Source organism: Streptomyces cinnamoneus (assembly GCF_014650495.1).
Lineage (GTDB): Bacteria > Actinomycetota > Actinomycetes > Streptomycetales > Streptomycetaceae > Streptomyces > Streptomyces cinnamoneus.
This window is the reverse complement of record NZ_BMVB01000028.1, coordinates 1-25,206: the sequence shown is the minus strand read 5'-3', so window position 1 is coordinate 25,206 and position 25,206 is coordinate 1. Positions and strand designations below refer to the sequence as shown.

Sequence of the window (25,206 nt, the reverse complement as noted above, 5' to 3'; positions counted from 1 at the left end):
CGACGTGTGCTCCGTGCGGCTCACACGGCGGAGAAGCGGATGGCGGCGTCGGGGATGGTGGTGCCGCACCAGATGCGGGCCCCTTCGCGCAGTTCGTTGTCGGCACCGATCTCGGAGTGGTCGCCGATCACCGCGCCGTCGAGCACGGTGCGCGGGCCCACCCGGGCGCCGGTGCCGACCATGGACGCCCGTACGCGCGCCCCCGCCTCGATGCGGGCGCCGTCCAGGACGACGGAGCCCTCGACCTCGGCGCCCGCCTCGATGTGCGCCCCCGCTCCGACGACCGTGCCGCCGTAGAGCCTGGCCCCGCTGCCGACGTGGGCACCGGGCAGCACGAGGGACTCCCCGGGCTCTCCGGGCACCGCCGGGGAACGCACGATGCCGCGGACGAGATCGGCCGACGCCTGGACGAAGGAGGCCGGGCGGCCCAGGTCGAGCCAGTACGAGGCGTCGACCACGCCGTGCAGCAGGGCCCCGTCGGCCAGCAGCCCGGGAAAGGTCTCCCGTTCGACGGAGACCGGGCGGCCCTCGGGGACGGAGTCGATGACCTCGCGGCGGAAGACGTAGCAGCCGGCGTTGACCTGATCGGTGACGATCTCGTCCGGATGGCGCGGCTTCTCGGTGAAGGCCAGGACGCGGCCGTCGGCATCGGTGGGGACGAGGCCGAACGCCCGCGGGTCGGCGACCCGTGTCAGGTGCAGCGTGACGTCGGCCTGGGCGCGCTCGTGGCGCAGGAGCAGGTCCGCGATGTCGAGGCCGGTGAGGATGTCGCCGTTGAAGACGAGCACGGGCTCACCGGGCCGCGCGGACAGGGCCCGGGAGGCGTGCCGGATGGCGCCGCCCGTACCGAGGGGTTCCTCCTCATGGACGTACGTGAGCCGGATTCCGTGGGCGGAGCCGTCGCCGAAGTACGGCTCGAAGACCTCGGCGAGGTACGAGGTGGCCAGGACGACGTGGTCGACGCCGGCGGCTCTGGCGCGCGCCAGCTGGTGCGCGAGGAACGGCACCCCCGCGGCCGGGACCATCGGCTTCGGCGTATGGAGGGTGAGCGGCTGGAGCCGAGTGCCCTTGCCGCCGACGAGCAGTACCGCCTCTGTCATGCCAGCTCCTCGCCCACTGTCGTCACCCCGTCGCACTGCGTCAGTGTTTGCGGCAATTTACACTACAATCTGCTGTCTACGTGAAATGTCCGCTACGCGTGGCGACCGTATCTGGAGATGCCCGTGCGACCGACACAGTCGAGGGGGAAGCGCCCGTCCGGCAGGGACCGCCTGCTCGCACTCGGCCACGAGTTCGCCAAGTTCGGCACGGTCGGCGGCTTGGGGATCTTCGTCAACCTCGGTGTCTTCAACGTCTGCCGGGGCGCCACCGGACTGCCGGTGGTGCGGTGCAGCGTGATCGCGACGGTGGTCGCCATCACGTTCAACTACCTGGGCCTGCGGTACTTCACCTACCGGGACCGCGACAAGACCCGCCGCAGCCGGGAGGTCCTCCTCTTCGCGGCCTTCAGCGGCATCGGCCTGGTGATCGAGAACGGAGTCCTCTACACCGCCACCTACGGCTTCGGCTGGCGCGGCCCGCTGCTGGGGAACCTCTTCAAGTTCCTGGGCATCGGCACGGCCACCCTCTTCCGCTTCTGGTCCTACCGGGCCTGGGTCTTCCGGGCCCTGCCGGGCGGCGGACGGTACGGCTCGCGTCACGGCGATCCCTCGAACAGCGCCAGCAACCCTGCCGCGTACCAACCCGAGACCACCGCACCCCCACCGTAGAGACAGATCTGCACCACTAGCGGAGCACGCGCGAGCGGCCGGGCCACCAACAGCAGCAGAACCGGCAGGAACGGCAGCATGAAGCGCGGCTTCGAGTAGTGCGAGCCCGGTGTTCCCGTCATCAGCAGCCACGCCCCGGCCACCAGCACCACCAGCAGCCGGGGCACCGTCCGGTCCAGCGCCAGGGCCAGCACCCCGACCGCCGTCAGGAGCACCACGGCGAGCACGGCCGCGTGCCGGACGTCCGCCGCGTTCCACCGCTCGCGGTAGGTCAGCACGTCGCCGATGAAGCGCACCGTGCCCGTGCCGAAGTCGAAGGACTGCCCCCAGGCCCGCTCCGCCTCGAACCAGCCGTCCCAGCGGCCCACCCTGCTGCCGAGGAACAGCCAGCCGGCCAGCAGCCCCAGCGGTGCCAGCGCCAGCGCCGCCCCCGGCCGCCATCCGTCGCGCCGGTGCACCAGCGCCCAGCCGGCGGCCAGCATCACCGTCGCGATCAGCACCACGGCCGTCGGCCGCACCGCGCCCGCCAGCAGGCACAGCAGGCCCACCGTCAGCCACCGCCGGGCCAGCAGGGCGACCATGGCCCACACCAGCAGCGCGCTGAAGACGGCCTCCGAGTACGGCACCCACAGCGCGAAGGCGTACGGCGAGCAGGACCACAGCGCCACGCACGCGTACCCCGCACCGGGAGAGGCTCCAGCCGCCCTCATGAGCCGGTAGACGCCCGCAGCGGCCACCGCCGCCGCGCACCAGGAGATCGCCACTCCCGCGTACGCGTAGGACAGGCCGGTCAGCAGGTGCAGGCCACGGATCAGCGCGGGAACGAGCGGGAAGAAGGCGAGCCGGCTGTAGTCGGGCGTCCCGTCGGGACGGTAGGGGATGAAGCTCGGATAGCCGCGCTCGGCGACCCGCAGGTAGTTCCCGCTGTCCCAGCGGTACAGCAGCCACTCCACGCCATGCCCGACATGCCGGTTGATCAACAGGAGGAGGGTGAAGCCGATGACGGCCAGGGCCAGATGAATGGCCACCGCGCCGGCCGTCTCCCGGCGCGCCGGGGTGGACACAAGCCGCGAAACGACTCTCATCCGTCTCTCTTAGCACGCGAAAGGGGCGACTCCGGGGGTTTTCCCCGGAGCCGCCCCTTTTACTCGGATGCGGAGCCGACGCGTCAGCTGTGCGAACGCAGCAGGGTGCGCATCGTCCTCATGGCCACCGACAGGTTGGCCAGGTCGAACGCGTCCGAACCGCGGATCTCGTCCAGCGTCGTGCGCGCGCGGGTGAGGATCGCGGCGTTCTTCTCCTCCCACTCCCCGAACCGCTGCTCCGGCGTCGAGGCGCCGTTGCCGACGGACAGGACCTCGGCGGTGAGCGCCGCGTGGGCCGCGTAGAGGTCCTCGCGGATGGAGGCGCGGGCCATGGACTGCCAGCGGTCGGCACGCGGCAGCTCGATGATCCGGTCCATCAGCTGGCTGATGTGCAGCCGGTCCCCGAGGTCGTAGTAGACCTCGGCCACGTCCAGCGGCGCCTTGCCCGTGCGGTCGGCGGTGGCCACGACGTCCAGCGCCGGGAAGACCGACGAGAAGCCCGCGACCCGCGTCGCCAGCTCGTCGGGGACACCGGCGGCGGTGAGCTCGTCGTGGATCGACTGCCACCAGTCCATGTCGGCGCCGCGCAGCAGCTTGGGCAGCTCGGCCCAGACCGTGTCCACGTCGTCCCGGAAGAACCCGATGGTCTCGGCCAGCTGCAGCGGCTGCGGACGGTTGTTGAGCAGCCATCGCGTGCCGCGCTCGACCAGACGGCGCGAGTGCAGTCGGATCTGCGTCTGGACGTCGGCGGCGACGACGTTGTCGAGCGCCTCGACGGCGTCCCAGACGGCGTTCAGGCTGAAGATCTCCCGGGCCGCGGTCTGCGCCCGGACGATCTCCTCCAGCGACGCGCCGGTCTCCTCCCGCAGACGGTGCAGGAAGGTCGAGCCACCGGTGTTGACCGTGTCGTTGACCAGAACGGTCGTGACGATCTCGCGGCGCAGCGCGTGGTTGTCGATCTGCTCGCCGAACGACTGGCGCAGCGGCTGCGGGAAGTAGGCGTACAGCAGTCGCTGCAGGTACGCGTCGTCGGGCAGCTCGGTGGTGAGCAGCTCCTCGGCCGTGGTGATCTTGATGTAGGCGAGGAGGACGGCCAGCTCGGGCTGGGTCAGCCCGCGGCCGGCGTTGAGCCGCTCGCGGATCTGCCGGTCGGAGGGCAGGAACTCCAGCGCGCGGTCCAGGTGGCCGTCGCGGGTGAGCCGGCGCATGATCCGCTGGTGCGCGTGGAGCAGGCTGGGGGCCTGGGCCACACCGTTGGCCAGGGCGACGTTCTGCGCGTAGTTGTTGCGCAGGACCAGCTCGCCGACCTCGTCGGTCATCTCCGCGAGGAGCTTGTTGCGCTGCTTGACGGTCATGTCGCCTTCGGTGACGAGGCCGTTCAGCAGGATCTTGATGTTCACCTCGTGGTCGGAGGTGTCCACACCGGCGCTGTTGTCGATGGCGTCGGTGTTCACCCGGCCGCCGGTGGACTCCGGGCCGCCCGAAAGGGCGAACTCGATGCGGCCGAGCTGGGTCAGGCCCAGGTTGCCGCCCTCGCCGACGACCTTGACGCGCAGGTCCTGGCCGTCGACGCGGATGGCGTCGTTGGCCTTGTCGCCCACGTCGGCGTGCGACTCGGTGGACGCCTTGACGTACGTGCCGATGCCGCCGTTCCACAGCAGGTCGACCGGGGAGCTGAGGATGGCCTTCATCAGCTCGGCCGGGGTCATCTTCGTGACGCCCGCTTCGAGACCGAGGGCCTGGCGCACGTGTGCGTTGACCGGGATCGACTTCGCCGTACGGGGGTGGATGCCACCGCCCGCCGAGAGCAGCGAGGTGTCGTAGTCGGCCCAGGACGAGCGCGGCAGCTCGAACAGGCGGCGCCGCTCGGCGTAGGAGACGGCCGCGTCCGGGGTGGGGTCGAGGAAGATGTGACGGTGGTCGAAGGCGGCCACCAGGCGGATGTGCTCGGAGAGCAGCATGCCGTTGCCGAAGACGTCACCGGACATGTCGCCGACGCCGACGACCGTGAAGTCCTCGGTCTGGGTGTTGTGGCCCAGCTCCCGGAAGTGGCGCTTGACGGACTCCCAGGCGCCACGGGCGGTGATGCCCATGCCCTTGTGGTCGTAGCCCGCCGAGCCGCCGGAGGCGAAGGCGTCGCCCAGCCAGAAGCCGTAGGACTCGGCGACCTCGTTGGCGATGTCGGAGAAGGTCGCGGTGCCCTTGTCGGCGGCGACGACGAGGTAGGTGTCGTCCTCGTCGTGACGCACGACGTCCTTGGGCGGCACGACCTCGCCGCCGACCATGTTGTCGGTGATGTCGAGCAGACCGGAGATGAAGGTCTTGTACGAGGCGATGCCCTCGGCCAGCCATGCGTCGCGGTCCACCGACGGGTCCGGCAGCCGCTTGCCGACGAAGCCGCCCTTGGCGCCCACCGGCACGATGACGGTGTTCTTCACCATCTGTGCCTTGACCAGGCCCAGGATCTCGGTGCGGAAGTCCTCGCGCCGGTCGGACCAGCGCAGACCACCGCGGGCGACCTTGCCGAAGCGCAGGTGCACGCCCTCGACGCGAGGGGAGTAGACCCAGATCTCGAACGCCGGGCGCGGCGCGGGAAGGTCCGGGATCGCCTGCGGGTCCAGCTTGATCGACAGGTAGGAGTGCGGGGCCCCGTCGGCGGTGCGCTGGAAGTGGTTCGTGCGCAGCGTGGCCTTGATGACGGTGAGGAAGGCCCGCAGGATGCGGTCCTCGTCCAGGCTCGCGACCTGGTCCAGCGCGCCGTCCAGCTCCTCCATCATCCCGTCGATCAGCTCGTTGCCGGCGCGCTGCAGCGCGGGCGACATCCGGGCCTCGAACAGGTTGACCAGGAGGCGGGTGGTGTGGACGTTGTTGCTGAGGGTGTCCTCCATGTACGCCTGGCTGAACGGCGAACCAGCCTGCCGCAAGTACTTGGCGTAGGCGCGCAGCACCATCGCCTGCCGCCAGTCGAGGCCGGCCCGCAGCACCAGGTTGTTGAAGTTGTCGTTCTCCGCGGCGCCGGTCCACACGGCCGCGAAGGCTTCCTGGAAGCGGGTGCGCGCGTCGTCGCCCTCGATGCGCTCGGGCATGCGCAGCCCGAAGTCGTAGATCCAGGCGGTGGTCCGGTCCGAGCAGCGCAGCTCGTACGGGCGCTCGTCGACGACCTCGACGCCCAGGCGGTGGAGCACCGGCAGGACGGCGGAGAGCGAGACCGGCTCGCCCGTGCGGTAGATCTTGAAGCGGCGCTCGCCGGGGGCCGCGCAGACCGGCTCGTACAGGCTGAGCTCGAAGTCGCGGTCACCGCCGGCGACGGTCAGCTTCTCCAGGTGACCCAGGTCGGAGACGGCGCCGCGCGGGGTGTGGTCGGCCTTGTAGCCCTCGGGGAACGCCTGGCCGTAGCGGCGCAGCAGCTCGGCGGCGCGCTCCTCGCCCACCTCGGCGGTCAGGGTCTCCGCGAAGCCGTCGGCCCAGGAGCGGGCGGCCTCCACCAGACGGGCCTCGATGCGCTCGACGTCGGCGTCCGAGAGGTCGGGCAGGGTGGCGCCGGGCTCGACCCGGACGACGAAGTGCAGGCGGGAGAGGACCGACTCGGTGTTCCAGGCGGTGAAGTCGACGCTGGTGCCGCCGAGCTCCTCCTTGAGGATGTCGATCAGCCGCAGCCGGACGGCGGTGGTGTACCGGTCGCGCGGCAGGTAGACCAGGGCGGAGTAGTAGCGCCCGTACTCGTCGCGGCGCAGGTACAGCCGCAGCCGGCGGCGCTCCTGCAGGTAGAGCACGCTGGTGGCGATGGCCCGCAGCTGGTCGGTGTCGGTCTGGAACAGCTCGTCGCGCGGGTAGGTCTCCAGGATCTGGAGCAGGTCGCGGCCGTCGTGGCTGTCGGGGCGGAAGCCGGCGTCGTCGAGGACCTTGGCGACCTTGCGGCGGATGACCGGGACGCGGCGGACGGACTCGGTGTACGCGGCCGAGGAGAACAGGCCCAGGAAGCGGCGCTCGCCGGTGACGTTGCCCTCGGCGTCGAACTTCTTCACCCCGACGTAGTCGAGGTAGGAGGGGCGGTGCACGGTGGCGCGGCTGTTGGCCTTGGTCAGGACGAGCAGCTTGTGCTCGCGGGCCTTGGCGCGGGCGTCCGCCGGAAGCCGGCTGAAGGACGGCGACGAGGGGCGCGACAGCGGCGCGTGGTGGCCGTCGTGGTGCCCGTCGGCGGTGTGCGTGGGGTCGGAGCGCAGGATGCCCAGGCCGGTGCCGGGGACGGCCGTGAGGACGTCCTCCTCCTCGCCGTCGGTGACGACCTTGGTCAGGTCGTACTCGCGGTAGCCGAGGAACGTGAAGTGGTCGGCGGCCAGCCAGCGCAGCAGCTCGCGGGCCTCGTCGAGCTCGGTGCCGGGGATGTCGTCGGTCGGCTCGTCGGCGAGGCCGTCGGCGATGCGCAGGGCGGCGTCGCGCATCTTGCCCCAGTCCTCGACGGTCTCGCGGACGTCGTTGAGGACGCGCAGCAGGTCGGCCTCGATCTGCTTGAGGTCGTCGCGGTCGGTCTCGCGGTCGATCTCGACGTGGATCCAGGACTCGACGACCGCGTCGTGCGGCCGCTCGGCGTCCTTGCCGGCGCCGTGGGCGTCACAGGCGGAGCCGAGGACCTCCAGCAGGCGGCCGGTCACGTCGCGGCGGACGACCATCTGCGGGTGGATGACGACGTGGATGCCGCGGTTCTGCCGGGAGAGCTCGTTGGTGACGGAGTCGACCAGGAAGGGCATGTCGTCGGTGACGACCTCGACCACGGAGTGGCTGGACGTCCAGCCGTTCTCCTCCACGGTCGGGGTGTGGACGCGCACGTTCGCGGTGCCCTGCGGCCGGTTCTCGGCCAGCCGGTAGTGCGAGATCGCCGCGCCGTAGACGTCGACCGGGTCGCGCCCGACGAGGTCCTCGGGTGCGGTGTGCAGGTAGTAGCGCTGGAGGTAGGCGGCCAGGGTCTCCTGGTCGAGCCCGCCCTCGCCCTTGGGTCCGGGGCGTGGTCCCCCCACCGGACCGCTCTCAGCGACGCGGGCCGCCCTCGCGAGCAAATCGGCCTTGGCTTCGTCCAGCTTGGTCTGCATGTCCTCTGGCTCCTGTCGCGCGCCGTTGCGAGACATAGGTGGTGATGGCTGCCCGTCGCGACGCGGGTTCTCCGGTCGTCATCGACGGTATGCCGGGATGAGGGGTGACCGGGCCGTAGGCGGCGAAATTCGTCATCCGCACCCGGTTCCAGGGACCAGCGGCGACCCGGGCGCTGTGGTGGCGGCCCGGGCGCAGGACAGAGGCATCGGCGCCCCTGCTGGATATCGCGCTGATCACCTGGTAAGGCTATCGCCCTTCACCCCGAAATCGTCACGAGCTGCTTCTGTACAAATCCGAGTGCCGAACTTTGACGCTTCGGACAGCGACGACTCAGCCGACGAGACGCTCGGCCTCCGCGACGGCCTCCGCCAGGCTGTCCACCACCGGGACACCGGCCTCCACCAGGCTCTCCCGGCTGTGGGAGCCGCCGGTGTACAGCACGGCGTGGGCGCCCACGTGGGCCGCGGCCACCGCGTCGTCCACGGCGTCGCCGATGACGACCGTACGGGAGGCGACGACCCCCGTGAGCCCGGACAGGTGACGGTCCATGTGGGCGGTCTTGCTGCCGCCCGAAGGGCCCGTGCGCCCGTCCACCCGGATGAACCGGCGCTCGATGCCGAAGCCCCGGACCAGCGGTACCAGCTCCTCGTGGCCGTGCATGGACAGCAGGGACTGGGTGCCGCCCGCCTCCTGCCAGCCGGCCAGCAGCGACTCGGCGCCGTCGGCGAGGCCGCAGCGTATGTGGTGGTCCCGGTAGTGCCGGTGGAAGACCACGTCCATGTGGTCCCACTCGGCCTGCGTGGGCAGGCGGCCCATCAGCCGCTCGTAGAAGCGCGGGATCGGCACGCAGTACAGCGCCCGGTACCGGGCCAGCGTGATGGGCTCCAGACCGATCTCCGCGAAGGCGGCGTTGGTCGCCGACATCACCGCGTCGATGTCGTGGAAGAGCGTGCCGTTCCAGTCCCAGACGATGTGCGCCGTGTGCTTGCCCATGCTGTGCATCCCCATGCGTCGACCGTACCGGGCGGGTACGACAACCCGGTCAGAGCAGGTTCGGGATCTCCTGCACGCCGAACCACATCAGCTCGTGGTCCTCCGCACCGTCCACCGTGAACTGCGCGTCGTCGTCGCCCGTGTCGGCCGCGCCCAGCGCGGCCGCCGCGGCGGCCACGTCCTCCTCGGCGTCGTCGGAGTCCACGTGCACGGCCGCCGCCTTCTTCAACGGTACGGGCCCGTCCAGGCGGACGGCGCCGAACGCCGACTGGTCCAGCCCGCGGTCCGCCTCGGCGCTCACCGCGGCGTCCGGGACGTCGACGGCCACGACCACGCGCCGGCGCGGTGCCTGCGGGTCGCCGGCCAGCTGCCGCAGCGAGCCCAGGGCCGCCCGGCTCAGCGCCGCGTACTCCAGCTCCTCGATGTCGTCGGAGACGTACCACTCGCGCAGGGCGGGAGTGACGGCGTAGGCGTCCAGCGGGGCGGGGCCCAGCTCGCCCGCCTTGTGCGCCTCGGCGAGACCGTGGAGGGTCAGAGGGACGTAGACGCGCATGACCGCCGCTTTCCTGATTCCTGAGGACTTACGGATTGTGGTGCCAGCATACGGGCGCGAGTCCCCCTTCGAGGTGCCGGTAGGTCCCGGGACACCCGCCCCCGGGACCTGTCCGTCACACCGGCCGTGCCCCCACCGCGCGGCCCCGCTCCCCGGCGCAGCGGCCCCGCTCCCCCGGATAGGTGAACGCGAGCGCCCCCTCGGTGGCCGCCTGCTGCTCCTTGCCGCCCGCCGAGAGTCGCCGGTAGAAGATCCCCGACCGAAGCTACCGCCCGGTACGGCACACCGGGCTCTGCATCGCGGGGGCGATCGCATGTACAGGACCAGGGGACCCGTCGGCAGCAGGCCGGGCGCACCACCGCGGCGTACGGACAGCCGCCGGCCGGGCGCCGACCCCGCGGCCCGTCGGCGCGAGCAGGAGCGGCGCCACCCCCGCTACTGGTTCGCCGAGCGGTTGCTGCTGACCCTCAGCGGGCAGCGTCCGGTGCACTGGATGCTCGGCCACACCCTCGGCCCCGCCTACGACCAGCTGGCGGCGCTGGCGCCCGGGGCGCCGCTGCGCCCGCTGCCGCCGCAGCGCGTCGCCCCGTTCGTACGCCATTGCGACGAGTTCCAGCCACGGCCGGGGGTCATCGAGGCGTTCGCCCGGATCGCCGCCGGCGACCGGCTCCAGGCGCTGGCCTTCCGCCTGGAGCACTGTCCCGACCAGCGGTGGCGCTGTTCGGCCGTCGAGCTGGGCGGGGCCCGCACCTGAACGGGTACGACGGGGGCGGGTACGCCCGAAGCGGGTACGGACGGAGGCGGGTACGACGGAGGGGGCGGGACACGTCTGGTGTCCCACCCCCTCCGGGGAGGCCGCCGGGCCCGGCGGCCTCCAGGGCCTACTTCTTGCGGCGGCGGCCGCCCGCGCTCTTCTGCGCCTTGCGGCGCTCGGCGCGGGTCAGGCCGTCGGCCTCGGAGCGGAACTCGCCCGTGTCCTCATTGGTGAAGTCGCCCTCGACCACGCCGCCCTCGCCGTCCACCGTGGGGGCGGAGAAGTGCAGCCGGTCCGGCCGCTGCGGGGCGTCGAGGCCCTTGGCGCGGATCTCGGGCCGCGCGGCGGGCACGGTGTCCTGGACCTTCTCCAGGGACGGGCGCTCGGCGCCGGCCTCGACCGGCACCTCCTCCAGCTGCTGGTCGACCTGGACCTCAAGGTTGAAGAGGTAGCCGACCGACTCCTCCTTGATGCCCTCCATCATGGCCGTGAACATGTCGAAGCCCTCGCGCTGGTACTCCACCAGCGGGTCCTTCTGGGCCATGGCGCGCAGGCCGATGCCCTCCTGGAGGTAGTCCATCTCGTAGAGGTGCTCACGCCACTTGCGGTCCAGGACGGACAGCACCACGCGGCGCTCCAGCTCGCGCATGATGTCGGAGCCCAGCTGCTCCTCGCGGGCCGCGTACTGCTCGTGGATGTCGTCCTTGATGGACTCGGCGATGAATTCGGCGGTGATGCCGGCGCGGTCGCCGGCCGCGTCCTCCAGCTCCTCGATGGTGACCTTGACCGGGTAGAGCTGCTTGAACGCGCCCCACAGCCGCTCCAGGTCCCACTCCTCCGCGAAGCCCTCGACGGTCTCCTGGCGGATGTAGTCGTCGATGGTGTCGTCCATGAAGTGCTGGATCTGCTCCTGCAGGTCCTCGCCCTCCAGGACGCGGCGGCGCTCGGCGTAGATGACCTCGCGCTGGCGGTTGAGCACCTCGTCGTACTTCAGGACGTTCTTGCGCGTCTCGAAGTTCTGCTGCTCGACCTGCGACTGGGCCGAGGCGATGGCGCGGGTGACCATCTTGTTCTCGATCGGCACGTCGTCGGGGACGTTGGCCATGGCCATCACGCGCTCGACCATCTGGGCCTTGAACAGGCGCATCAGGTCGTCGCCCAGCGACAGGTAGAAGCGGGACTCGCCCGGGTCGCCCTGGCGGCCGGAACGGCCGCGCAGCTGGTTGTCGATGCGGCGCGACTCGTGGCGCTCGGTGCCCAGGACGTACAGGCCGCCGAGCGACTTGACCTCCTCGAACTCCGCCTTGACCGCGGCCTCGGCCTTCTCCAGGGCGGAGGGCAGGGCGGCGGCCCACTCCTCGACGTGCTCCACCGGGTCCAGGCCGCGCTGGCGCAGCTCCGCCTCGGCGAGGTCGTCGGGGTTGCCGCCGAGCTTGATGTCCGTACCGCGGCCGGCCATGTTGGTGGCGACCGTGACGGCGCCCTTGCGACCGGCCTGGGCGACGATCTGCGCCTCGCGCTCGTGGTGCTTGGCGTTGAGGACCTCGTGCTGGATGCCGCGCTTGGACAGCTGCTGCGAGAGGTACTCGGACTTCTCGACCGAGGTCGTGCCGACCAGGATCGGCTGGCCCTTCTCGTGCTTCTCGGCGATGTCCTCGACCACGGCGGCGAACTTCGCGACCTCGGTGCGGTAGATCAGGTCCGACTGGTCCTGGCGCTGCATCGGCCGGTTCGTCGGGATCGGCACCACGCCGAGCTTGTAGATCTGGTGGAACTCGGCGGCCTCGGTCATGGCCGTACCGGTCATACCGGACAGCTTGTTGTAGAGGCGGAAGAAGTTCTGCAGGGTGATCGTGGCGAGCGTCTGGTTCTCGTCCTTGATGTCCACCCCTTCCTTCGCCTCGATCGCCTGGTGCATGCCTTCGTTGTAGCGGCGGCCGGCGAGGATACGGCCGGTGTGCTCGTCGACGATCATGACTTCGCCGTCCATGACGACGTAGTCCTTGTCCTTCTTGAACAGTTCCTTCGCCTTGATGGCGTTGTTCAGATAGCCGACGAGGGGGGTGTTGACCGACTCGTAGAGGTTGTCGATGCCCAGCCAGTCCTCGACCTTGCCCACACCGGCCTCGTGGATGGCGACCGTGCGCTTCTTCTCGTCGACGTCGTAGTCGCCGGTCTCCTCGACGCCCTTCTGCGGGTTGGCGGGCTCGCCCTTGGTCAGGCGCGTGACCAGCTTGGCGAAGTCGCCGTACCACTTGGTGGCCTGGTCGGCCGGACCGGAGATGATCAGCGGCGTACGGGCCTCGTCGACGAGGATGGAGTCGACCTCGTCGACCACGGCGAAGTTGTGGCCGCGCTGGACCAGCTCCTCCTGGGACCAGGCCATGTTGTCGCGCAGGTAGTCGAAGCCGAACTCGTTGTTCGTTCCGTACGTGATGTCGCAGTTGTACTGCTCGCGACGCTGTGCGGGCGTCATGTTGGCGAGGATGCAGCCGACCGACAGGCCGAGGAACTTGTGCACCCGGCCCATCATTTCGGAGTCGCGCTCCGCCAGGTAGTCGTTGACCGTGATCAGGTGCACGCCCTCGCCGGACAGGGCGTTCAGGTATGCCGGGAGGGTACCGACCAGGGTCTTGCCCTCGCCCGTCTTCATCTCCGCGACGTACCCGAGGTGCAGGGCGGCGCCACCCATGAGCTGGACGTCGTAGTGGCGCTGGCCGAGCACGCGCTTGGCCGCCTCGCGGACGGTCGCGAACGCCTCGGGCAGCAGGTCGTCGAGGCTCTCGCCGTCGGCGTACCGCTGCTTGTACTCGTCGGTCAGGGCACGCAGCTCGGCGTCGGAGAGGTGGAGGAAGTCCTCTTCGATGGAATTGACCTGGTCCGCGATGCGGTGCAGCTTGCGCAGGATCTTGCCTTCTCCTGCACGCATGATCTTGCCGAAGACGGACACGTAGGCTGGCTCCTTGCCGGTCGGGCCTGGGCACGGGCGGGTGCGCGGGCACGACGGGACAGTCCCCGCCGCAACGGCCATCGTAAGCGAGGACCCCACCGCGCCGGGAGGTCCGTCATCACCGAGGCCGGGTGTCACCCGCAACGAGAACGAATGGGACGCCCGGAAAGTGCCGGGCGCCCAAATTCGGACACATCCGCCGGGAGCGAAACCTAGACTCCGCCCATGGAACCCGTACACCTGACCACCGAACGCCTGGAGCTGCGCCCCTTCACCACCGCCGACGTCCCGGCCGTGCACACCGCCTGCCAGGACCCGGACATCCCGCGCTACACCAGCGTGCCCTCCCCTTATACGACCGAGGACGCGCGCGTGTTCGTCGAGGAGAGGTGCCCGCGCGACTGGGACGAGGACTCGGCGTACACGTGGGGCGTCTTCACCCGCGACGACGGCCGCCTCGCCGGCTCGATGTGCCTGGTGCGGCTCGCCTACCTGCACACCCCCGAGCGGCAGGCCGAGCTCGGCTACTGGACGGCCAAGGAGGCCCGCGGCCGCGGCTACACCGTGGAGGCGGCCCGCGAGGTCATCCGCTGGGCCTTCGAGGACCTGGGCGTCGAGCGGCTGGAGTGGTACGCCGAGGCCGGCAACGAAGCCTCGCGCGGCGTCGCGCTGAAGGCGGGCTTCCGGATGGAGGGCACCCTGCGCTCGAAGATCCCCTACAACGGCACGCGCCGCGACGCCTGGACCGGCTCCCTGCTCCCCTCGGACCTGGGAATGCCGACGCAGGCCCTCTACCTGCCGTTTCCCGAGCGCGGCTGAGCGCATCGGGGCCGTTGTCAGTGGCCGCCTCTAGGGTGATCGGCATGACAACTGCCGTCACCACCAAGGCCCGTACGGCCGGGGGTCCCCGCCCCGGAGCCCGGCTCTCCGCCGACGAGGCCCGCCGTCTGGCGCTGCGCGCCCAGGGCCTGCTCGGCGCCCCCGACCGGCGGGCGGGCGCCCGCGGGGTGCTGCGCCGGCTGGGCGCGGTCCAGCTGGACACGATCTCGGTGCTGGCCCGCTCGCACGAGCTGGTGCCGTACGCACGCCTGGGTGCCGTCGGGCGTACCTCGGTCGAGTCGGCGTACTGGAGCGGCGACCACGCCTTCGAGTACTGGTCGCACGCGGCGTGCATCCTGCCGGTCGAGGAGTGGCCGCACTTCGCCTTCCGGCGCCGGGCCATGAAGGCGCGCGGCCACCGCTGGCACGTGATGCAGGACTCCGAGCGCTCGTGCGCGGCCGTCCGGGACCGGCTGCGGGCCGAGGGCCCCCTGACGGCCACGGAGCTGGGCGGCGCCAAGAACGGCGGGGAGTGGTACGACTGGTCCGAGACCAAGATCGCGGTGGAGTGGCTGCTGGACACCGGCGAGGTGGTCTGCAGCCGACGGCGCGGCTGGAAGCGGGTGTACGACCTGGCCGAGCGGGCGGTGCCCGACGCCCTGCTGCACGACGACATCGACGACGCGGAGTGCACCCGGCGCCTGGTCGCGCAGGCCGGAGCGGCGATGGGGGTCGCGACGCGCGCCGACCTCGCGGACTACCACCGGCTCAAGGGCGCACAGGTGGACGCGGTCATAGCCGACACGGGCCTGGTGCCGGTGGAGGTGGAGGGCTGGGCCAAGCCCGCGTGGGCGGATCCGGCGGCGCTGGCCGAGACCCCGCGGGGGCGGCACCGCACGACGCTGCTCTCCCCGTTCGACTCACTGGTCTGGGACCGGCCCCGCACCGAGCGGCTGTTCGGCTTCACGCACCGGCTGGAGGCGTATGTGCCCAAGGCGCAGCGGGTGCACGGCTACTTCGCCATGCCGCTGCTGACGGGCGGCCGTCTGGCGGGCCGGGTGGACCCGGCGCGCGAGGGGAGCACGCTGGTGGCCCGGCAGGTGTCGATGGCGGGCCCGTCGGCCGTGGAGCCCATGGCCCGCGCCCTGTGGGAGGCGGCCGGGTGGGTGGGCTGCGACGCCGTGCGCGTCGAGCGCTGCGACGATGCGCAGCTGGGCCGGGCGCTGGTGGCTGCCCTCGGCTGACCGGACCCCGGGCCCACTCCGCTCACCGGATTTCGAGGATCTTCTCCCGCATCGCATAGACGACCGCCTCCATCCTGGAGTGCAGCTGCAGCTTCTCCAGGATGTTGCGGACGTGGTTCTTGACCGTGTTCTCGCTGATGAACAACTCCTTGGCGATGTCACGGTTGTTCATACCGGTGGCGACGAGCTTGAGGACCTCCAGCTCGCGGTCGGTGAGCCGGGGCGCGGGCACCAGGCGGCGCTCGTCGGTGCGCTGGATCATCGACTTGAACTCGGTGAGCAGCTTCGACGCCATCGAGGGGCTGATTTGGGACTGGCCGTCGGCGACCGCCCGGATGGCGGTGGCCACCTCGTCGGTGGAGATCTCCTTGAGGAGGTAGCCCGTCGCCCCGGCCTTGATGGCGTCGTAGAGGTCGGCTTCCTCGTCGCTGATCGTCAGCATGATGATCTTGGCGCTGGGGGCCACCTCCTTGATGGAGGTGCAGGCTTCGATGCCGCCGCGCTTGGGCATGCGGACGTCCATCAGCACGATGTCGGGCAGCAGGTCGGCCGCCTTGTCCACCGCCTCCGCGCCGTCCCCGGCCTCGCCCACGACCTGGATGTCCTCCTCCTGCTTGAGGACGATCTCCAGCCCCCGGCGGAAGAGGGCGTGGTCGTCCACGACCAGGACCCGGATCGGCTCCTCGCGGGTGGTACCCCGGTCCGTGCAGGCACCCTCGTCGTCGTCCTCGCCGGGCCCGGTCACGGGCCCGAACCTGTCCGCCATCGTTCCTCCCCCTGAAGGCCGTGGCCCCTCGCGGTTGCACTGTCAGCGCCCGCCAACCGGTTCCGGCGGACCGGCGGTTGGACTCGACCATGATTTCATGCCGGGGCGCATTTCCATGGCCGCATGGACAGTGCCCCGGGAGCGTCGTCAGCGCTCCGGGGCACCGTGACGGGTGCGGGGCTCACACGCGCCCCGGCCGCATGCCGCGGCCGGGGCCTCGTGGGTCAGCCTCCGAGCTCACCGCCCGCACCACCGGGCTCCCCGGTGTAGAAGGGGTCGCTGTTGAGGCGGATGACGCCGTAGTCGTAGGCGTGCCGCCGGTAGACGACACTGGGCATCTTGGTTTCGGAGTCGACGAACAGATAGAAGTCGTGGCCCACCAACTCCATCTCGTACAGCGCCTGGTCGAGCGCCATGGGGGCCGCGGAGTGCGTCTTCTCGCGGACCACCAGGGGGCCTTCGCCCCGGATCTCCAGCGGTCCCATGTGGGTGACGGGCACCTCGCCCGGCCCCTGGTCGGCGGTGAGTTCACCCCTGTCGTTGAGTTCCGCGGCGCCGTTCACCAGCGCCCCGACGCCGCTCGCCGGGATGCGTCCGTTGCCCCGGCGGGCGAGACGCTTGTCGTGCTGCTTGCGCATGCGCGCCTCGAGCTTGCTCGTTGCCAGATCGAGCGCGACATAGGGATCCGTCGCTGCGGCCTCCGCCCGGATCACCGGTCCACGGGAACGCACGGTGATCTCCACGCGGTCGGAGCGGTCGGACTGCCTGGGGTTGGGCTCCTTGGACACCTCCACGTCGAGGCTGATCACCTTGCCGTCGAGCTTCTGGATCTTGTCCAGCTTCAGCTTCTCGGCCACGTGCTTGCGAAACCGCTCGGGGACCTCTGTCTTGCGGCCCTTGACGACGATGTCCACGCAGAACTCCGTTCCCGGATCGCTCCGCCGAAGGTTGCGGAGCGCATCCCTCTTGCATCAGGCCCCGGAGATTCCCGGAGCCACCGACTAGGCGGTTTTCACCTCCTCCTCCCCCGTCGACAAGAACTACACCCCATCGCTTCCGGGCTCTTCGAGCTTGTTACAAGCTTCATCGAAGGCATACGAAGCGCGCCAATCGGAGATATGAGGCATAGCTCCTGCCATTCCTCACAACCGAACATATCTCGCTCGGAAGCCCGTCGGTACCCCCTACCGCTTCGTACCTCCATTCAGGTGTTCTCCTGCCGTTTTCCTCAGCAACGATGGACGTTCCCCGTCAGTTCCGGTTCGGATCCGAAAGCTCTCGGAGCGGCGGCGACCACGGCCGCGCCCAGGATCGGCCCGCCCGCAGCCGAGACCGCACGCGCCGCCTCGGTCAGCGAGGCCCCGGTGGTCATCAGGTCGTCGACGAGCACGACCGGCCCTCCTTCCCTCCACAGCCGGTCCGCTCCCCCGGCTACCCCCATCGCGCCCGACACATTCGCCCTGCGCCGCCGGGCATCCAGCCCCGCCTGGTCGGCGACCACCCGCCGCAGCCGCAGCACCGCCGCCACCTGCGCGGGCACCCCGGCCCCGCGCAGCGCCCGGGCCGCCGCCAGGGCGATCCGCCGCCCTGCGTCATGCCCCCTCCCGGCCACCGCCCGCCGCGCGGAGGGTACCGGCACGAGCAGGAATGGGCCCCTCCGGGCCCGCGCGCCCCGTGCCGAACCAGACCCACCGGCCCCGCGCACCGCGCCCGCCAGCGCGGCGCCCAGCGGCTCGGCCAGCGCCAGAGCACCGCGCTCCTTGTGGGCGAGCAGCACCGAACGCACCGCGTCCCCGTACGGCGCCGCAGCGTGCACGGGTGGCAGGCCGTCCGGCACCGGGTCCGGCCACACCCGCCGTGGCGCCCGCCCGCACAGCACCACCCGGCACTGCGCGCACAGCATGGCCCCCGGCAGGCCGCACCCCGCGCAATCGGCCGGGAGCACCAGGCCGGCGATCTCCTGCCACCATCCGCGCATAGACCCACTGTCCCGCCGTCGGCCCGGTGCCGCCACCCCTGTGGATAACTCCCCGGATACGCCTGTGACCTGCGGCTAGCCGGGGTAGACGGGGGCCGAGCCCTCCTTGCCCACCAGCTTCCAGTTGGTGTCCGGCAGGAGCCGTACGATCCCGCCCTCGCCCTCGGCGACGAGCGCCGGCGCCCTGCCCGGGCTCTCCGAAGCCGCAACGCCCCGCACCCCGGTGATCCCCGGCAGTCCGGAACCGTTGCTCTGCGAACCGTCCGTCTCGATGTACTGCACCTGCTGCAGGCCACCCTGCTCACTGCCCGCCGCCAGCAGCCGGCTCGCACCCGCCCAGGAGACCGCCGTGACGTCCTCCAGCCGGGGCGCCACGGGCCGCAGCTCCTGCACGGACAGGCTCAGCCGCTCCGCGCTCCCCTGCCGCTCGACCCGGCCGAGCTTGAGGACCGTCCGGTCGCCCTTCGTCACCAGCAGCGCGATGCGCACGCCGTCCGCCGACACCCGCAGCCCCGTGATCCGCCCGCCGTCCAGACCGGGCACTCGAACCTCCTCCGGCGTGCCCGTACCGCCCGGCAGCCGCAGCAGCCGCGGCCGTTCCTGGTCCTGGTCGGCCACCCACAGGTCGCCCAGACCGTCCCAGCTCGGAGCGGTCAGCCCCGTCTTCGCGGACGTCCCGCCGCGCACGTTCAGCCGGGCCTCGCCCAGCGCGGCCCCGCCCTGCAGCGGGGCGACGTACAGCGACTGACCGTTGGCGGACACGGCCGCCGCCCGGTACTCGCCGCGGTCCACCGCCACCGACCGCAGCTGCAGCGGACCGTCCGCGCCGAACGGCCCGGGCACCCGGCGCGGCGAGTCGTCACTGTCGGCCAGGCTCACCAACCGGTGCTGCGCGTCGACGAAGTACTGCCGGTCCGGCCGCCCCGGCGACTGGTCGGGGGCGTACCGCTTCGCCTGCTCCTTGCCCAGCGCGCACAGCCGGGAGCCGTCCTTGCGCTGCAGCGTCACATCCGTGATCTTGGCCGACTCCTGCACCGTGTACAGCAGCTGCGCGGCCATGCGCAGGCACTGTTCCTGATTGGTGCCCGCCGCCCGGTCGTTGAGCCGTACCTTCAGGGCGTTGGAGTCGTCGAGCGAGAGCCGGTGGTCCTCCAGCCGCGTACCGGTCGGGAACGCCGTCCCCGCCACCGGGTCGAGCCACGACGTGGGCCCGTCCAGAAGGGCCTTCACCGTCGAGGTCACCGGGTCTATCCGCTTGCGCAGGTAGACGGGGTCGGCGACGAGCACCTCCCGCGCCCTGCCGGCGTTGCCACCCGCCCCCAGCTCAGCAAAGTAGTACTTATTGACCGAGCGGTAGATGCGCTGGAACTCCGAGGCGCCCAGCACGAGGCCGGGCTCCAGCGCGTCGATGCGCCACTCGCCGTCCTCCCGCGCCATGTGCAGCCGCGCCCGGTAGTCGCGCTCCTCCGGCTTGTACGCGTGCTTGGCGTCCACCTTCGCGATCTGCTTGCCGGTGAGCGTGACGGTGAACCCCTGCTCCCGGTCACCGCCGCTGCTCTCCACCCGCACCTGCGGCGTCTGGGACAGCACCGTGGTCTCCGCCGAGGGGTCCCACTGCCGCTTCACGTTCTTCGCCAGGTACATCCGGGCCGTGTCGTAGCCCGGATCGTCGCTGGTCGTCGCCTCCAGGAAGCCGGCCACGAGCTCCAGCGGCTGCTCGTTCTTGCGCGGCGGCACCCCGTACACCCGCACCTGGGCGTCCGCGTCGGCGCGCTGCGAGGAGTCCACGGAGTTGACCGAACCGCTGTCCGGCATCGACGCACAGCCGGCCAGCAGGCCCCCGCTCAGCGCGAGCGCCAGGAGGCCCGCCGCCGGGCGCATCCCACGGCCGCGCTCAGTCCTGACCGTCACGATCGCCTCCGGTCCCGTTCCCGCCAGGCGTGCCCGGCCCCTTCCCGCCGCGCGGACCGGACTCTTCCTCGCCACGTGCACCGGGCTCGTCCTTGCCGCGCGTGTCCTGCCCGTTCTCGCCCCTCTCGCCCGCCTTCTCGCCGCCGAGCGGCTCGCCCGGGCGCGTCACCACGCGCGCGCCGCTCCCCGGCAGGGCCGTGGGGTCGGCCGTAGGACGTACGTTTCTGCTCTGCAGGGGCACGGGCGACGCCCGGCCCGGCAGCACCGGCGGCATCCCGGCCTCGTTCAGCCCGCGGTGGCGCCGCGAGTCCTCCGGCTCCAGCGGGATCGGCGAGCCGCGCAGCGAGTCGCCCACCGTGCGCGGCAGCGTCAGCCGGAACTGCGAACCACCGCCCGGCTCGCCCCATGCCTGCAGCCAGCCGCCGTGCAGGCGCGCGTCCTCCACCGCGATCGACAGGCCCAGGCCCGTACCACCGGTGGTGCGCGCCCGGGCGGGGTCGGCACGCCAGAAGCGGTTGAACACCCGGGTCGCCTCGCCGGGCTTGAGGCCCACGCCGTAGTCGCGCACCGCGACCGCGACCGCACCGCCGGCAGCCGCCAGCCGCACGACCACGTCCCGGCCCTCGCCGTGCTCCACGGCGTTGACCACCAGGTTGCGCAGGACACGCTCCACCCGCCGGGCGTCCGCCTCGGCGATCACCGGCTGCTCGGTGCCGCGCACCAGCAGGCGGCTGCCCTTGCGGTCGGCCAGCGGCAGCGCACCGTCCACCACCCGGTTCACCACGTCGCGCAGGTCTATCGGCTCGGCCTCCAGCGCCGCGGCGTGCGCATCGAAGCGGCTGATCTCCAGAAGGTCCGCCAGCAGCGACTCGAAGCGGTCCAGCTGCCCGAACAGCAGCTCCGCCGAGCGCGCGGTGACCGGGTCGAAGCCGTCACGTGCCTCATGGATGACGTCGGCCGCCATCCGCACGGTCGTCAGCGGCGTCCGCAGCTCGTGCGAGACGTCCGAGACGAACCGCCGCTGCATCCGCGACAGCTCCTCCAGCTGCTGGATCTTCACCTGGAGGGTCTGCGCCATCTTGTTGAAGGCTTCACCCAGACGTGCGATGTCGTCCTCGCCGGTGACCTTCATCCGCTCCTGCAGGACGCCCGCGGCCAGCCGCTCGGAGATCGACGCAGCCATCCGCACGGGCGTGACGATCTGCCGCACCACCAGCCACGCGATGGCGCCCAGCAACACGACCACGAAGACCCCGGCCGTCGTCAGCGTGCCCTTGACCAGGCTGAGCGACTTCTCCTCCTGCGTGAACGGGAAGAGGTAGTAGAGCTGGTACGCCTTGCCGTTGACGTCGTACAGCTGCTTGCCGACGATCAGCGCCGGCTGCCCCTCGTCGGAGGCACTGCGCTTGATCGTGCCCGGCTTCTCGAACGTGCCCGGACGACGGTCCAGCTGCAGGCGCAGGTCCGCGGGCACGCTGTGCTCGGGATCGATGTCCCCGGAGGCCCGGGGACCGCCGGCGCTGAGCGCCACCACGTGGTAGACGCCCTGCCCGCCGCTGGCGAGCTGCTGCACCAGCGCGGTCAGCCACGCACCCGAGTCGGGATTGCCCCGCCCGCCGGACTGCGAACTGTCCTGCCCGCGCCCCTCGGCCCCGGGGTCGGCGGCGTCCCGCGCCGCCTTGAAACCACCCTCGGCCTGGCTCTGCGAAGCGTGCCGCTTCGCATCCAGCAGGCCGTTGCGCACCTGCCCGATGACGACCACGCCCAGCAGCAGGACGACACCGAGCGACATCACCAGCGTGGTCGCCACGACCCGCAGCTGGATGTTGCGCCGCCACAGCCGCATGGCCGGCAGCAGCGGCCGCCGCACCCAGCGCACGTACAGCCGCAGCAGCGGATGCACCGGGCCCGCTCCCGCACCGTCGGACAGCATCCGCCCGGCACGCCACAGCCGCCGGAAGAACGATATGCCGCCCGCCGCCGTCTCGACGGGCCGCCCCGCGCCCCGCTCCGGAGCGGCACCGTTGCCGGTCATGTCAGCTCGGCCCGGCCTTGTAGCCCACGCCACGGACGGTCACCACGATCTCCGGCCGCTCGGGATCCTTCTCGACCTTCGAGCGCAGCCGCTGGACGTGCACGTTCACCAGACGCGTGTCGGCGGCGTGGCGGTAGCCCCACACCTGCTCCAGCAGCACCTCACGGGTGAACACCTGCCACGGCTTGCGGGCGAGCGCCACCAGGAGGTCGAATTCGAGCGGCGTCAGCGCGATCGACTGCCCGTCGCGCTTCACCGAGTGCCCGGCGACGTCGATGACCAGATCGCCGATCGTCAGCTGCTCCGGAGCCGGCTCCTCGGACCTGCGCAGGCGCGCCCGGATGCGGGCCACGAGCTCCTTCGGCTTGAACGGCTTGACGATGTAATCGTCCGCACCGGACTCCAGGCCGACCACCACGTCCACGGTGTCGCTCTTCGCCGTCAGCATGACGATCGGCACGCCGGACTCGGCGCGGATGAGTCTGCACACCTCAATGCCGTCGCGGCCGGGCAGCATCAGATCCAGCAATACAAGATCAGGTTTGGCCTCTCGAAAAGCCACTAGTGCCTTGTCGCCGTCCGCTACAAACGACGGCTCGAAACCCTCACCACGCAGCACAATTCCGAGCATCTCGGCCAGTGCGGTGTCGTCGTCGACGACAAGGACGCGTCCCTTCATATCGACATCATCCCATTACCCGATCGTGACCTGTCACACAGCTCCGCCAAACCCGCCTCCGTGACGGGGGAAACAACCCCGTTTTCCGTGACAATCGCGGTCACCAACTCCGGCGGTGTGACATCGAACGCAGGGTTGTACGCCTGCGTTCCGAGCGGTGCGACGGGCACTCCGGCCCCCGCGCCGGGCAGCTCGGTGACCTCGTGTCCCGGCCGCTGTTCCACCTCGATGGCCGCTCCCTCGGCGGTCCCCAGGTCCACGGTCGTCGTCGGCGCCACCACGATGAAAGGGACGTGGTGATAGCGGGCCAGTACGGCCAGCGGGTAGCTGCCCACCTTGTTGGCCACCGAGCCGTCGGCCGCTATCCGGTCCGCGCCTATCAGCACCGCGTCCACCTCGCCCGCCGAGAACAGCGAGCCCGCCGCGTTGTCGGTCAGCAGCGTGTACGGCATCCCGGCCCGCGCGGCCTCGTACGCCGTCAGCCGGGCGCCCTGCAGCAGCGGGCGCGTCTCGTCGACCCACAGCCTCCGCAGTTCCCCGAGCCGGTGCGCCGCCCCGGCCACGGCGAACGCCGTGCCTTCGCCCCCGGAGACCAGGGCGCCCGTGTTGCAGTGGGTCAGCAGACGGAACCCTCCGCCGGGCAGCAGCTCCTGCAGCAACGCCAACCCGTGCGCCGCCATCCGGTCGCTCGCTTCGGCGTCCTCGCGATGCAGCGACCGGGCTTCCTCCAGCGCCGTCGCAGCAGCCCGGTCGGCACCTGCGCCCGCCCTGAGGGCCCGGCGGTACGCCTCCAGGGCCCTGCGCACGCCGTACGAGAGGTTCACAGCGGTCGGACGGGCGTGCACGAGCATCTCGGCCGCCTCGTCGACGTCGAAGCCGCGCACGGCGGCGAGAGCGAGCCCGTACGCGCCGGCAACTCCCAGCAACGGAGCGCCACGTACGGCCAGCGAACCTATTGCTTCGATCAGTGCGGGGACATCGGTGCAGACCAGCTCGACCTCGTCCGTGGGGAGCCTTCGCTGGTCCAGAAGGACGATCACTGGCCCCTCGGGCAGGTCCTCCCATCGCAGAGCGGGGACAGTGGAAGATCCGGTGAAGGACGCGGGCGCCGCGTACTGATCAGCCATTGGTCCAGTCTGCCGCGCATGCACCAACTATTGAAGGGCTCCTCTGACCGCCTCCCTCTTACGTGGAGGCGGGACGGGAGGAGGAATGGCCCCTCGGGGGGCCGGGGGGCCTACGAGCCCGCCAGGGTGCCCCTGAGGCCCGTGACACGATGACTGACCGGCACTGGGCAGCCCGCACAACCGACGGACGGTGAGGACGGGCGTCAGAAGGAGCAGCAGAAATGAACGACTGGGGCAGTGGAGGCAATGGCTGGGGCCAGGCCGGAGGTGGTGGCTGGGGCAACACCCCCTGGCCCCCACCCACTCCCCCGGCACCGAAGCCGGGCGTGATTCCGCTGCGGCCCCTGGGCGTCGGGGAAATCCTGGACGGCGCCTTCACCACCCTGCGCAGGCATTGGCAGACGGCCCTGGGGATTTCCCTGGCAGTGGCGGTCGCGACCCAGACGGCACAGACGGTGGTGACGGGACTGTGGCTCCGGGACCAGTCGGCGCTGGCCGAGCTCGGCAAAGAGGGCACGGTGAGTCCACGGGAACTCCTCGATGCCCTGAAGGAAGGCATGGGGGCCCTGGCCCTCATCATCCCCGTCAGCGTCATCGGCTCGATCATCGCGGCGGCGATGCTCACCGTCGTGGTCAGCCGCGCGGTCCTGGGCAAGCCGGTCTCGGTGGCCGACGCCTGGGCCGGCACCCGAGCTCAGCTGGTCGGCATGACGGGGCTCTTCCTGGCGATTCCGCTGCTCATCACCGGGGCTTTCGCGGTCGGCCTGCTGCCGGGTCTCCTCCTCATCGGCGCGGGCGTCGAGGCCGCCGGCGTGGCGGCCTTCCTCGTGGGCGGTGCAGCGGGCCTGGCCGGTGCGGCATGTCTGTGGATTCGCTACTGCCTGGCCGCGCCGGCGCTCGTCCTGGAGAAGCAGGGCGTGAAGGCGGCGATGCGCCGTTCCGCGAAACTGGTGCAGGGCGCCTGGTGGCGGATCTTCGGAATACAGGTCCTCGTCATATTGATGGTTTTCGTGGCGGGCGCCATTGTCGAGATGCCGGTCATGGTCATTAAATTGATCTTGATGGGCGAGCCGACTGCGGACGATGCGACGAGCTGGCCGACTTTGATCATCAACGGTATCCACGCGACCATCACTTCTACGCTGACGCTGCCGATTACGGCGGGCGTCACCGCACTGCTCTACATGGATCAGCGCATCCGGCGTGAGTCTCTGGACATCGAGCTCGCCCGTGCGGCGGCCGAGGGTCAGTAGGACGGCCATGATCCGAGTCTCGCCTCCGGGGACGGTAAAAGGTTCCTGGAGGCGGGGGGGCGGCGGGCCGGTGAAACGTCCGTCGAAGCGGCCGGTGAAGTGGCCGGTAAATGCAAGAAAGCCCTGGCAGGACCCGAAAGGGTCCCACCAGGGCTTCCTGAATAATTGTTCGGCGGCGTCCTACTCTCCCACAGGGTCCCCC

General features: G+C 71.0%; 18 protein-coding genes. 5 read left to right on the top strand and 13 right to left on the bottom strand.

The features are described from left to right. Window positions 1–20: 20 nt before the first annotated feature. A complete protein-coding gene (gene manB / locus IE182_RS27575; protein WP_190112674.1) occupies window positions 21–1,100 on the bottom strand; it encodes a mannose-1-phosphate guanylyltransferase in 1,080 nt (359 codons plus the stop codon). Between the two features lie 117 nt (window positions 1,101–1,217). On the opposite strand from manB, the gene IE182_RS27570 reads away from it, so the two are divergent. Then, entirely contained in the window at window positions 1,218–1,769 is a 552-nt protein-coding gene (locus IE182_RS27570) for a GtrA family protein (RefSeq protein ID WP_190112673.1), read from the top strand. Here the strand turns inward: IE182_RS27570 and IE182_RS27565 are convergent. From IE182_RS27565 to IE182_RS27550, 4 genes are all read right to left on the bottom strand, one after another. Beyond that, window positions 1,697–2,854 carry a DUF2079 domain-containing protein gene (locus IE182_RS27565; RefSeq protein ID WP_190112672.1) on the bottom strand — a complete coding sequence of 386 codons (1,158 nt, stop codon included), beginning with the start codon at window positions 2,852–2,854 and terminating at the stop codon, window positions 1,697–1,699. The genes IE182_RS27570 and IE182_RS27565 overlap by 73 nt on opposite strands. Before the next feature lie 83 nt (window positions 2,855–2,937). Then, a complete protein-coding gene (locus IE182_RS27560) occupies window positions 2,938–7,941 on the bottom strand; it encodes an NAD-glutamate dehydrogenase (protein WP_190112671.1) in 5,004 nt (1,667 codons plus the stop codon). 331 nt (window positions 7,942–8,272) lie between these two features. Then, window positions 8,273–8,935: an HAD family hydrolase gene (locus IE182_RS27555; protein WP_190112698.1), complete on the bottom strand. Its 663-nt coding sequence runs from the start codon at window positions 8,933–8,935 to the stop codon at window positions 8,273–8,275. A gap of 49 nt (window positions 8,936–8,984) precedes the next feature. Then, complete coding sequence (locus IE182_RS27550; RefSeq protein WP_190112670.1) at window positions 8,985–9,488, bottom strand: DUF6912 family protein; 504 nt, start codon at window positions 9,486–9,488, stop codon at window positions 8,985–8,987. Between the two features lie 313 nt (window positions 9,489–9,801). Here IE182_RS27550 and IE182_RS27545 point away from each other — a divergent pair, with 313 nt between their 5' ends. Continuing rightward, window positions 9,802–10,242 carry an Rv3235 family protein gene (locus IE182_RS27545; RefSeq protein WP_190112669.1) on the top strand — a complete coding sequence of 147 codons (441 nt, stop codon included), beginning with the start codon at window positions 9,802–9,804 and terminating at the stop codon, window positions 10,240–10,242. Between the two features lie 127 nt (window positions 10,243–10,369). On the opposite strand, the gene secA is transcribed toward IE182_RS27545, so the two are convergent. Further along, window positions 10,370–13,192 (bottom strand): preprotein translocase subunit SecA, encoded by a 2,823-nt coding sequence (secA, locus tag IE182_RS27540; RefSeq protein ID WP_190112668.1) that lies wholly within the window; start codon window positions 13,190–13,192, stop codon window positions 10,370–10,372. A gap of 225 nt (window positions 13,193–13,417) precedes the next feature. On the opposite strand from secA, the gene IE182_RS27535 reads away from it, so the two are divergent. After that, entirely contained in the window at window positions 13,418–14,011 is a 594-nt protein-coding gene (locus tag IE182_RS27535) for a GNAT family N-acetyltransferase (protein ID WP_190112667.1), read from the top strand. Between the two features lie 44 nt (window positions 14,012–14,055). Then, window positions 14,056–15,255 carry a winged helix-turn-helix domain-containing protein gene (locus tag IE182_RS27530; protein WP_190112666.1) on the top strand — a complete coding sequence of 400 codons (1,200 nt, stop codon included), beginning with the start codon at window positions 14,056–14,058 and terminating at the stop codon, window positions 15,253–15,255. Between the two features lie 22 nt (window positions 15,256–15,277). Here the strand turns inward: IE182_RS27530 and IE182_RS27525 are convergent, their stop codons facing one another. From IE182_RS27525 to mtnA, 7 genes are all read right to left on the bottom strand, one after another. Continuing rightward, window positions 15,278–16,021, bottom strand: a complete 744-nt coding sequence (locus tag IE182_RS27525) for a response regulator (RefSeq protein ID WP_190112665.1) — start codon at window positions 16,019–16,021, stop codon at window positions 15,278–15,280. A gap of 224 nt (window positions 16,022–16,245) precedes the next feature. Beyond that, a complete protein-coding gene (gene hpf, locus IE182_RS27520) occupies window positions 16,246–16,935 on the bottom strand; it encodes a ribosome hibernation-promoting factor, HPF/YfiA family (RefSeq protein WP_190112664.1) in 690 nt (229 codons plus the stop codon). 314 nt (window positions 16,936–17,249) lie between these two features. Further along, window positions 17,250–17,999, bottom strand: coding sequence for a ComF family protein (locus IE182_RS27515; RefSeq protein ID WP_190112663.1), 750 nt, complete (start codon window positions 17,997–17,999; stop codon window positions 17,250–17,252). A gap of 75 nt (window positions 18,000–18,074) precedes the next feature. Next, entirely contained in the window at window positions 18,075–19,910 is a 1,836-nt protein-coding gene (locus IE182_RS27510; protein ID WP_229845162.1) for an LpqB family beta-propeller domain-containing protein, read from the bottom strand. Next, window positions 19,894–21,945 (bottom strand): MtrAB system histidine kinase MtrB, encoded by a 2,052-nt coding sequence (gene mtrB, locus IE182_RS27505; RefSeq protein ID WP_190112662.1) that lies wholly within the window; start codon window positions 21,943–21,945, stop codon window positions 19,894–19,896. The genes IE182_RS27510 and mtrB overlap by 17 nt, the downstream gene beginning before the upstream one ends. A gap of 1 nt (window position 21,946) precedes the next feature. Then, window positions 21,947–22,624: a two-component system response regulator MtrA gene (gene mtrA / locus IE182_RS27500; RefSeq protein WP_190112661.1), complete on the bottom strand. Its 678-nt coding sequence runs from the start codon at window positions 22,622–22,624 to the stop codon at window positions 21,947–21,949. Next, complete coding sequence (mtnA, locus tag IE182_RS27495) at window positions 22,621–23,751, bottom strand: S-methyl-5-thioribose-1-phosphate isomerase (protein ID WP_190112660.1); 1,131 nt, start codon at window positions 23,749–23,751, stop codon at window positions 22,621–22,623. Before mtnA ends, mtrA begins: the two co-directional genes overlap by 4 nt. 221 nt (window positions 23,752–23,972) lie before the next feature. Here mtnA and IE182_RS27490 point away from each other — a divergent pair, with 221 nt between their 5' ends. Then, a complete protein-coding gene (locus IE182_RS27490; protein ID WP_229845160.1) occupies window positions 23,973–25,004 on the top strand; it encodes a glycerophosphoryl diester phosphodiesterase membrane domain-containing protein in 1,032 nt (343 codons plus the stop codon). The last annotated feature ends 202 nt before the right edge of the window (window positions 25,005–25,206 follow it).

Bases quoted from the DNA above. Each gene is read 5' to 3' on its own strand.
- IE182_RS27555 (WP_190112698.1), bottom strand. From the start codon at position 8,935: ATGGGCAAGCACACGGCGCACATCGTCTGGGACTGGAACGGCACGCTC.
- IE182_RS27515 (WP_190112663.1), bottom strand. From the start codon at position 17,999: ATGCGCGGATGGTGGCAGGAGATCGCCGGCCTGGTGCTCCCGGCCGAT.
- IE182_RS27570 (WP_190112673.1), top strand. From the start codon at position 1,218: ATGCCCGTGCGACCGACACAGTCGAGGGGGAAGCGCCCGTCCGGCAGG.
- manB (WP_190112674.1), bottom strand. From the start codon at position 1,100: ATGACAGAGGCGGTACTGCTCGTCGGCGGCAAGGGCACTCGGCTCCAG.
- mtrB (WP_190112662.1), bottom strand. From the start codon at position 21,945: ATGACCGGCAACGGTGCCGCTCCGGAGCGGGGCGCGGGGCGGCCCGTC.
- IE182_RS27535 (WP_190112667.1), top strand. From the start codon at position 13,418: ATGGAACCCGTACACCTGACCACCGAACGCCTGGAGCTGCGCCCCTTC.
- IE182_RS27560 (WP_190112671.1), bottom strand. From the start codon at position 7,941: ATGCAGACCAAGCTGGACGAAGCCAAGGCCGATTTGCTCGCGAGGGCG.
- IE182_RS27550 (WP_190112670.1), bottom strand. From the start codon at position 9,488: ATGCGCGTCTACGTCCCTCTGACCCTCCACGGTCTCGCCGAGGCGCAC.
- IE182_RS27565 (WP_190112672.1), bottom strand. From the start codon at position 2,854: ATGAGAGTCGTTTCGCGGCTTGTGTCCACCCCGGCGCGCCGGGAGACG.
- IE182_RS27545 (WP_190112669.1), top strand. From the start codon at position 9,802: ATGTACAGGACCAGGGGACCCGTCGGCAGCAGGCCGGGCGCACCACCG.
- mtrA (WP_190112661.1), bottom strand. From the start codon at position 22,624: ATGAAGGGACGCGTCCTTGTCGTCGACGACGACACCGCACTGGCCGAG.
- IE182_RS27525 (WP_190112665.1), bottom strand. From the start codon at position 16,021: ATGGCGGACAGGTTCGGGCCCGTGACCGGGCCCGGCGAGGACGACGAC.
- IE182_RS27530 (WP_190112666.1), top strand. From the start codon at position 14,056: ATGACAACTGCCGTCACCACCAAGGCCCGTACGGCCGGGGGTCCCCGC.
- mtnA (WP_190112660.1), bottom strand. From the start codon at position 23,751: ATGGCTGATCAGTACGCGGCGCCCGCGTCCTTCACCGGATCTTCCACT.
- IE182_RS27490 (WP_229845160.1), top strand. From the start codon at position 23,973: ATGAACGACTGGGGCAGTGGAGGCAATGGCTGGGGCCAGGCCGGAGGT.